Origin of the sequence: Thermococcus sp. LS1, from assembly GCF_012027395.1 — an archaeon.
Lineage (GTDB): Archaea > Methanobacteriota_B > Thermococci > Thermococcales > Thermococcaceae > Thermococcus.
Genome location: NZ_SNUJ01000013.1, coordinates 1 through 372 on the forward strand (window position 1 = coordinate 1; position 372 = coordinate 372).

At 40.1% G+C, this 372-nt stretch carries 1 pseudogene; it reads left to right on the plus strand.

What is annotated here, in order from left to right:
• Positions 1-372 (plus strand): annotated as a pseudogene (locus tag E3E26_RS11000) (phosphoesterase); the annotation flags it as partial.

Consider the following 372-nt stretch of genomic DNA (forward strand, 5'->3'; position numbering starts at 1 on the left):
TGAGACACAAATAACAACTTCCACACCAACACAGACTCAAGCTCAAGGAATTAACTTCAAAGAGTACAAGCGTGGAGAAATAATCAGGAATTGGTGGAAGCTTTTTGATACAAGTGTAGTTTATGTCAGTAAGGGATATGAAGACTTGGCGAAGCACTACTTTCCAAATGCTCAAATAAAACCTGCAAGTGAGTTTGAGAACGGAATTGCAATTTTGAGTCCAAAAGACGCCCGCGAGCTTTTGAGAGGAAAGCCAATGCTGATTACAATCAACGACTATTTCGGCTATGTCCTTTACAAAGTTGGATACAAGTTCGTTGGACAGGATATAGGAATGATTGTGGCATACAAAGAAGACAACAGAGACAGACT